General features: G+C 44.3%; 6 protein-coding genes and 1 pseudogene. 4 read left to right on the forward strand and 3 right to left on the reverse strand.

Features of this window, described 5'->3' with window-relative positions; translation table 11 throughout:
- Nucleotides 1-532: 532 nt before the first annotated feature.
- Together HWQ23_RS32675 and HWQ23_RS32680 are read right to left on the reverse strand one after the other, a co-directional pair.
- Nucleotides 533-775, reverse strand: a complete 243-nt coding sequence (locus tag HWQ23_RS32675) for a hypothetical protein (protein ID WP_292837962.1) — start codon at nt 773-775, stop codon at nt 533-535.
- A 282-nt stretch (nt 776-1,057) separates the two neighbouring features.
- Nucleotides 1,058-3,469 carry a GH116 family glycosyl hydrolase gene (locus HWQ23_RS32680; protein ID WP_292837964.1) on the reverse strand — a complete coding sequence of 804 codons (2,412 nt, stop codon included), beginning with the start codon at nt 3,467-3,469 and terminating at the stop codon, nt 1,058-1,060.
- A 167-nt stretch (nt 3,470-3,636) separates the two neighbouring features.
- Between HWQ23_RS32680 and HWQ23_RS32685 the strand changes: the two genes are divergently transcribed.
- The 3 genes and pseudogenes from HWQ23_RS32685 (at nt 3,637) to HWQ23_RS32695 (ending at nt 5,208) form a co-directional block, all read left to right on the forward strand.
- Entirely contained in the window at nt 3,637-4,215 is a 579-nt protein-coding gene (locus tag HWQ23_RS32685; protein ID WP_292837966.1) for a transposase, read from the forward strand.
- A gap of 98 nt (nt 4,216-4,313) precedes the next feature.
- Nucleotides 4,314-4,813, forward strand: a pseudogene (locus HWQ23_RS32690) (hypothetical protein).
- Between the two features lie 245 nt (nt 4,814-5,058).
- Nucleotides 5,059-5,208 carry a hypothetical protein gene (locus HWQ23_RS32695; protein WP_292837968.1) on the forward strand — a complete coding sequence of 50 codons (150 nt, stop codon included), beginning with the start codon at nt 5,059-5,061 and terminating at the stop codon, nt 5,206-5,208.
- A gap of 24 nt (nt 5,209-5,232) precedes the next feature.
- Here HWQ23_RS32695 and HWQ23_RS32700 read toward each other — a convergent pair whose 3' ends face one another.
- The gene (locus HWQ23_RS32700; protein ID WP_292837970.1) at nt 5,233-5,565 is read right to left on the reverse strand and encodes a CU044_2847 family protein; all 333 of its coding nucleotides are present in this window, start codon (nt 5,563-5,565) and stop codon (nt 5,233-5,235) included.
- 72 nt (nt 5,566-5,637) lie between these two features.
- Here HWQ23_RS32700 and HWQ23_RS32705 point away from each other — a divergent pair.
- On the forward strand, nt 5,638-8,490 hold a 2,853-nt coding region (locus tag HWQ23_RS32705; RefSeq protein WP_292837971.1), incomplete at its 3' end, for an nSTAND1 domain-containing NTPase.

Genomic DNA, 8,490 nt, shown 5'->3' on the forward strand with positions numbered 1-8,490 from the left:
AAAATGTTTTTTAAATGTTTTCAATTAAATAATATTACTTATTACTTTTGTATTTCCTGCTATACAAAGGTTACAGCTTTAGCTTGTCTAAATGAAATCGCTGTAAACTGCTGATGAAATATTCCTGAGCATCAGCCAGAAATCGCAGATAGCCTAGTTTGGAAAGAGAATTAGCTGTTAGTAGTAAGCTGTTCCACATTTAAGAAAGCATATCTTAGGCGCTCGTGTCGCCCGCCCCACAATAAATGTACAATTTCAGATTATGTAAAATAGAGGTAGTTGAAGTTAATATATATACTTTTAATTATCATCAACTAAGTTAAGCAAGACACTTGTGATGGTATGCTTTCACCAAAAAAGATGTAGCAGGCTAAACCTGTAAAAATTTAGAAAATTCATTAATAGAGAGAAAGTTAATTAACAGAGAATGTTGCTGGATTAACTTAGCAACAATTTGTATGTGTATTAATATCTAACAGATTTATACTTCTCGTGCATTAGTTGCCTTTAACGCAAGTAGTCGCATTCGACCCTAGCAAACTAAGTACGCAAGATTGTTATTGTCTTCAGTTTCCCTATCTATACCGTAGATAGTTACCTCGCCGCCTAGTTGAAATTCGCAGAGAATCCAAACTTGGCTAAATTCCAATTTTAGGTTTGTATCCTCTGCAACTATCCTGAAATTTTTGAGGATAGCCACTTTTGGAGTGGGAGACTGCTGGTTACTTATATATTTCACATCTCCCTGAACTCTTAATGACGAAGAGGAGTTCATGGTTTCATTTCGGTTTTTTGAGAAATAGAAATATTAGCAAGATTTATGACTAAAGCTAGTAATATTTGCATTTTTTGAAAGAGTCGTCTTGAATTCTCAATCCTTCAACTCTTACCATTACTGAAATTTTCCTTAGCTTCCGGAAACACTCGGAAAATAAAATCACAAATCTAGACTCTGCTTTCTCAGATGAAGACGGGTTAAATTACGTGGAATACGACGGTTTGTAGGGTAGCACACCTGTGCTACCCTACGTGTGTTGCAAACCCCTTTGATAGCCAATCAATTAATAACTAAGTAAATTCCCCAAATCGCCATTGCGCGTAAGTAAGTGCTAGCGCGGAAAGTACCAGTTGCGGTGATAGCTTCAGGTGTGCGAAATTGCAGACCATTGTCATAAATTTGCTGCACTACAGCCTGCGTCAACCTCAACGCTTCATCCTTCATTCCCATCTGCACAAGAAAAGCCGCCAGCCCAAAGTTTATCCCCGTCCAGACTTCTAGGGGATGAGTAGCTTTGGGGTTTTCTGGCGAACCGTCAGGACGAACACCATTAGCAGCACCAAACTCACCATTGCAGAATTTCAAAAAGCACGCATCATAAACAGTTTTTAGGGCAGAGAGGGCGCGATCGCTCGGTACAATATCAGGTAAGTCCAGCAGACGAGCATAAAACTGTCCACACAGTTGATCTGCCATTACCACATCGGAACCACTTCCACTATCGAGTCGATAATATTGCCCATTCCAAAGTTTTTCTTGGTAAATAGGAAGAGATTGTTCCAACCAACTTTCATAGGTGGATTTTTGCACCCTTAATTCCTCTGTGTTCTCTGCGCCTCTGCGGTTCGTTAATAGAACTTCGCTAATTGCGATCGCAGCCTCCAGCGCCGCCAACCACAACCCCCCACAATAGGCGCTGACACCCTGTAACCGCCAATCATCAAAGGTTTGATCAGGCGCACCAGAATTTTCCGGAATCCCATCGCCATCAAGGTCAAAAGTTTTCAGGTAGTCGAGAGTTTGAACGATCGCAGGCCAGCAATCTGCCAGGAATTCTACATCGTCAGCACCCGTGAGCAGAAAATCACGGTATACTTGCAAGACAAAATCACTACCCAAATCTTTCCACAAATTGCAGTCTTGATAGCTGGTGTAGTTGGTTTTCTCCCAGACGTGTTCATTCGGTGCGCCTAAATCGTGGGGTGTTGCACCTGCGACTTTGCGAACTGCGATTGGGCTTTCGGCCTTAATTGTCATGTAATAGCCAATGATTCGGGGCGTATCATCACCTTGAGGAATTGCCCGTGCAAATGCCCTAATCACCGACTTTTCTAATTCTGGAAACAGCATCAGCAGGGCAAAAGAGCCATACAGCCGCACATCTAGACTTTCATACCAACGGTAATCTAAGCATTCCAGCACCGCAAACTGACCGATGGGGTCAAGTTTTGATGCTGCACTCCAGAGAGTACCGCCGCTAGTGAGGTCGTAAAGCTCATTAAATAGAGCCATTTTAAACCAGTTGGGTAAATCTTCCCGGTCGAGAATCGGTTTTTGCCAACTTTGAATTTGCGATCGCCAGGTTTGGTATTCTTGTAGCGCAGTCGATGCGATCGCCCAACCATTATTACCATTGTTACCAAAAAAGTCTGTATATCTGCGGTAATAGTTAACTCCGGCGGCAAATTCTGTGATCGGCAAATCCCAAGCGACGACAAAGGGAATTTCCAGAGTTTCGCCTGGTTGGAGAGTGAAACGAAGTGCGATTGCAGCCCCTAATTGTGTATTGTCTGTTGCTGTCGTATCGAGATAATTAGGCAAAGAACCATCTTTAGCAAAGCTTTGCCACACCTCCTCACCCGTTCCTTCAGGATTCCATCCGCTGTGATGAAATATTTCTACTTGGGGGTGCTTCAGCGTCGCAATACACCAAGTTCCGTCACCTTCTTGCAAAGGTTCATCACTACCAACCCGACCTAAAACACAGCCAAACTCTTGTGTATTTTCAACTATCTGGTTGTAGTTTCCTTGACTTTCGCCCCAGCGCGGTTGGTATTCGTAAACCGGACTACCATCATCGCGCACCCGCACTTGGGGAGATTTGAGGGCGTTTGTAAACCAGCCCACCATATTTTGCCAAGTGAGCATAATGCCCAGAGTAATAGGTGCATCTGTGGGGTTATGAGCATTCCAGAGGAATATCGCCACAGGGTAGCTAGTTTCTTGGTAATTGCCTGCCCAAATTGGGGAAAACTGCTCACAGGTTAACTGTGCGTGAAATACATTTTCATAGACAAACCAGCTACGTGGGTATAGCGCGTGATAATTGCCTGTCCCTTTTGTGCCGGAAAGTGTCGGATACCATTGCCAAGCTTTGAGAGTACTATCATCGGGTGCTTGCGTAGACAAAGCGTAGGCTTGGGAAGATGTGCTATTGGACTCAAACACACTGAATTGACAAGCGGGAACGTTTTTAAAGGTATGCTCACCACCGTCGATGTGCCACAGGTTAAAATCTCCTCGTGAAGAACGACCGATGCAACCTGCACCAAAGCCACCCAAAGGCATACCATGCCAAGGGCCATCATCGATATTACTTGCGTAGCGGACGGTATAAGGTTTGTCCCAGCCTAAACCGATGGGACGGCTCCAAGTGCAAGAGGGGATTTCTGGAGAGAGTTGATTTGTCATCACCTGATGTTACAGCGTGCAGTTACGTCAATGAAGACTAGCGCGATGTGTGATTTTTCTCAAGTCGCATAACGATGTCAGGGCATGGCAATGCCATGCCCCTACGTTAGATAGAAATCTTCAGGTTAATATAAACACAATTTCCAAATAACCGTACTTAAAAATTAATGCCTTACGACCCGCGAATACATCACCGTCGTTCTATTCGCCTAAAAGGATATGACTACACCCTACCAGGAGCCTATTTTTTTACGCTTTGTACGCAGGGGCGGCAATGTTTATTTGGCAATGTGGTCAAGGGCAAAATGCAATTAAATTATTTAGGTCATATTGCCTTCAACTGCTGGGAGACAATTCCCGATCATTTTCCGCACATTGAATTAGATACTTTTGTGGTGATGCCTAATCATGTACATGGGATATTGGTAATTAGTGACACGTCTGTAAGGGCATGGCAATGCCATGCCCCTACAAAAGAACAATTTGGCAAACCTGTGCGCGGTTCTATCCCAACCATAATTGGCAGCTATAAAAGTGCTGTCAGCAAAAGCATTAATGTTATTTGGCACACCAAAGGGCAATCAATCTGGCAACGAAATTTTTACGAACACATTAGCCGAGATCAAAAATTTTTGGATCGCATCCGACAATATATCCTAGACAATCCTCAGAGGTGGCCAGATGATCCAGAAAATCCACAGCATAATCCTGATGATTGCGAATTCCTATTCGATATACCTTTCTGATTCATTGTAGGGGCATGGCATTGCCGTGCCCCTATTTGGTAATTTTGTTGTATATGTGGGCACTCTAAAAGTAAGAAACATACCGGAGATTAATTTCTATGTCCACAGCCCCAATTAGTGCAACACTAGCGCAATCAGAGAGAGATGCTGTGTTACAAGCGATGTCTACGACAAGCCGCTTCGCGTCTACGCCACAATTAAAGAAAAGCTACCATTTTTGATTGATTTAAGTAACGAGGAACGCAAAGCTTTACCCAAGATGGGAGATAAAAGCCGCGCCTTTGTAAGCAAAGCATTGGAGGTGGCGACACAGAACCCAGAGTTTTTACCGCGATCGTTTGACCTGGATGAGATGCGGAAGGATGTACAATTGTTTGAGGCGTTGTATCCAGTATTGCTGTCTCTGTCACAATTCCATGAATTGGTGGATGATACATTTTTAGCGGTGGGTAGTGAAGCCTATGCAGCCGCGTTGCAGGTGTATACTTATGCCAAAGCTAGTGGACAAGGTGCTGGTTTAGAGACAGTAGTTGAGGAAATGGGACAAAGGTTCGCCCGTAAATCTCGGAAAGTCAAGCCTCAAGCAGCAGTGTTGTAGAAAATAACTCGGCGATTGCACTTCTAAGGTGCAATGTTGAGGCTCAGAACTCGGATGTTGGAGTAAATTGCTCGACGTTCCGAGTTCTGAACTCGAAGCTTCAACCTCAGAACATGGAATTTCGAGATGAGAACACGAAACTTCGAGCTCTGAACAGCAACAGCCGAGATCCAAAGGTGAATAATGGTGAGTGGAGGGCGTAGGCGTAGCCCGTCGGAGCGATCGCTTCCATAATTACTGGCGTAGTGCAAGATACAAACGTTATCGCAGTGCAAATTGTCTTCGGAACCTGGCGACTAGAAGTCGCGGCTACACAAACTAAGTCCACCTGCGTGGACTTCATGGAAGTTGCAGAGGCAATTTTTGTTAATGTAGCTGCATCTTTGAGGATGTAAGCGATCGCCAGATACTTATACTTATTACTTCTTATCAGCTAAATTATACTTAACCTCAATTTCAAAGTTACTCTCAGCCGAACCCTCAGTTAAAAAGGGAATCCCAGTTTTACCACCCAGCTTGATGCCAAACTTAACTGTTACCTCTTCAGCGTCAGGTAAATTCTTAAATGCCCCAACTGCTAACTTGGCATAATCACGAACTTTGTTTTGAAATTCTTTCATATTAACCGTAGGTAAACCATCACGGTATCCTGGTTCTTCTTCTTCTGGAACCTCCTCGGCTGTGTTTGATTCCACATAGATTTCGTACTCTCGATCATCTTCTTTGACAATCAGGCGTTGCACTTGTGACATTAGTAGCCTCAGTTAATGTTTAAGTTGTTACTCTTGTAATATTACGTAAAAACGGATACTTGATTAGACGCTATGCCTCGATATGCCCTGGTGATTGGCATTGCTAAGTATGACAATTTCACAAACTTACTAAAAGCTGTCAACGATGCAGAAAAAATAGCACAGCTGCTGCGTGAACATGGTCGGTTTGATGTTCAGCCGTTACCGGGTAAGCTAATCGAGAGTGAAAATCGCTGGCAAGTCACACCGGATAAAAAGTTAATTGGTAAAGAACTCGGTCAAACACTGAGAACGTTTCTACTGGAGAAGGCCAAAGGTAGTGAGGCACTGATTTATTTTGCCGGACATGGCTTTGAAGCACTCAGCCTCACAGGTGAACCGAAAGGCTTTTTGGCAACTTCGGATTGTAATAAAGTAGATGGACAGAATGCGATCGCCTTTGATGATCTCTACACTTTAATCGGGAAATCTCAACTCAAAAGCTTAGTAGTATTGCTGGATTGCTGCTATGCGGGGTCTTTTCTAGAGAAGAGTTTTATCAAGTCTGGTTTCTCCGTTTTCAACAGCAAACAAGACTACTGCCTAATTACTGCCTGTCGTGACTTTGAAAGAGCGCGTGAAGATGCAGAAGGCGGGATTTTCACCAAAGCTATTCTCAAAGGACTTGCTGAGGATAAAGCTGATGAAGCTACCGGGGAAATTAATGTCAATGACTTGATCAGCTTCATTTCACGAGAACTCAAGCAGAGTGGACAAGAAGCAATTCATACGAGCAGTGGTAGGTCAATTCCTTTGGTTTGGTATCCACCCAAGAAATTAGTAGTTATTACAAAAGTACTTGACGAATGTCCCTATCGGGGCTTAGAAGCTTTTGACAAGCAACACGCAAAATTCTTTTTTGGTCGTCAAAAAGTAGTTAACGATATTCAACAGAAACTCGACTTGGCTAAATTTGTCCCGATCATTGGCGCGTCGGGGAGTGGCAAATCTTCAGTAGTGCGGGCGGGTTTGATTCCACAATTAGATGATAGTGAGTGGCAAGTCTTAGAACCAATTAAACCCGGATTTGAACCTTTAATTAAGTTGCGTGGAGCTTTTCAACAATTTTTTACAGGGGCTAGAAAAGAGAAGCAACTGAAGGATTTAATTGACAATGAGCCGAATAATTTATTTGCAATTCTCGAAAATCTCCCTAGTTCAGTAAAACTTTTATTGGTAGTGGATCAGTTTGAGGAAGTATTTACTGGCGGTGCTAGTCAGCAAGAAAAGCAGAGATTTATTGACTTACTGACTCAGGTAGTAGAGATTACCGATTCGCAGTTAGCAGTTGTGATTACCATGCGAGCGGATTTTCTTGAACCCTGTTTGCAATATCCCTCCCTGACTCAGTTAATTCAAACCCAGGCTGTTTATATGCCACCTTTAACCGGAGTTGATTTAAAGGACACGATCGCCGAACCAGCCAAACTTCAAGGTCATAGTGTTGAAGAAGGGCTAATACTGAAGATTTTTGAAGATGTTAAACAAGAACCAGGGTTTTTGCCTCTGTTGGAGTTTGCTTTAACCAAACTCTGGGAGAAACGCGATCGCAATCAACATCAACTCACCCTAGAAGAATATGGAAAGTTGGGAGGATTAACTGGGGCGTTGAATCTCCATGCAGAAAAAGTTTATCTTTACCGAGATTTTGAGGAGGAATTGCCAACCCAAAAACGCACTCAGCAGGAGAAAGAATGGATTGGGCGAATTTTTCTGCGCTTAGTGCGAACGGGAGAGGGGGAAAAAGACACCCGACAGCGCCAACCAAAAGCCACGCTATTAAATATTGCAGGTGATGACGGCAATCAGCAGCAAGAACTGAGTGAGTTACTAGATGGGGAAGCGGGATTAGTTAAGGGACGCTTGTTAGTTACAGGGAAAGATGAACAAGGAGAAGCTTGGATTGATTTAGCCCATGAAGCTTTAATTGAAGGTTGGCAGCAGTTTGCTTGGTGGCGACAACAAGACCGAGATTTGCGGCGGTTGAGCGATCGCTTAGAAGATGCGCGGCGGGAATGGGTGAACAAAAGGCAGGATGACAAATATTTAATGCAAGGGGGGCTGCTGGCGGAAGTGAGGGATAGCTGGCAACAATTGCAGCCCCATTTACAATCACCCCAAGAAGATGAGGATTTTTACCAGCGCAGCGATGCCCATGAAAAAGACCGCATTGCCGAACTAGAAAAGGCACTCACTGAATCACGATTGCGAGAGAAAGCCGCGAGGGTAGAGAATTTATTGACAGTCCAACCCCTAGAAAGTCTAGTTTTGGCAATTCAAGCTATGGGTGAGAATCTGGAGAAACTACCCCAGCAGATTCTCGCACCAGTTCAGAATAGTTTGAATCGGGTGATGAATAAAGCAAGAGTCTCTATTCCTTTGCGTGGTCATGAAGGTGATGTCAGTTCTGTCGCCATCAGCGCCGATGGGCAGACGATTGTCAGTCGCGGTATTGACGGCACAGTGCGGTTGTGGAACCTGCAAGGTCAGACCTTAGCTGAACCTTTGCGTGGTCATCAGGGTTATGTCAATTCTGTGGCGATCAGCGCCGATGGGCAGACGATTGTCAGTGGCGGTTATGACGGCACAGTGCGGTTGTGGAACCTGCAAGGTCAGACCTTAGCTGAACCTTTGCGTGGTCATGAAGATAATGTCAATTCTGTGGCGATCAGCGCCGATGGGCAGACGATTGTCAGTGGCTGTGATGACGGCACAGTGCGGTTGTGGAACCTGCAAGGTCAGACCTTAGCTGAACCTTTGCGTGGTCATGAAGGTTATGTCAATTCTGTCGCCTTCAGCGCCGATGGGCAGACGATTGTCAGTGGCGGTCGTGACGGCACAGTGCGGTTGTGGAACCTGCAAGGTCAGACCTTAGCTGAACCTTTG

This window comes from Nostoc sp. JL33, assembly GCF_017114985.1.
Lineage (GTDB): Bacteria > Cyanobacteriota > Cyanobacteriia > Cyanobacteriales > Nostocaceae > Nostoc.

Excerpts from the sequence above, each read along its gene's own strand:
- HWQ23_RS32685 (WP_292837966.1), top strand. The coding sequence starts at position 3,637 with ATGCCTTACGACCCGCGAATACATCACCGTCGTTCTATTCGCCTAAAA.
- HWQ23_RS32700 (WP_292837970.1), bottom strand. The coding sequence starts at position 5,565 with ATGTCACAAGTGCAACGCCTGATTGTCAAAGAAGATGATCGAGAGTAC.
- HWQ23_RS32675 (WP_292837962.1), bottom strand. The coding sequence starts at position 775 with ATGAACTCCTCTTCGTCATTAAGAGTTCAGGGAGATGTGAAATATATA.
- HWQ23_RS32680 (WP_292837964.1), bottom strand. The coding sequence starts at position 3,469 with ATGACAAATCAACTCTCTCCAGAAATCCCCTCTTGCACTTGGAGCCGT.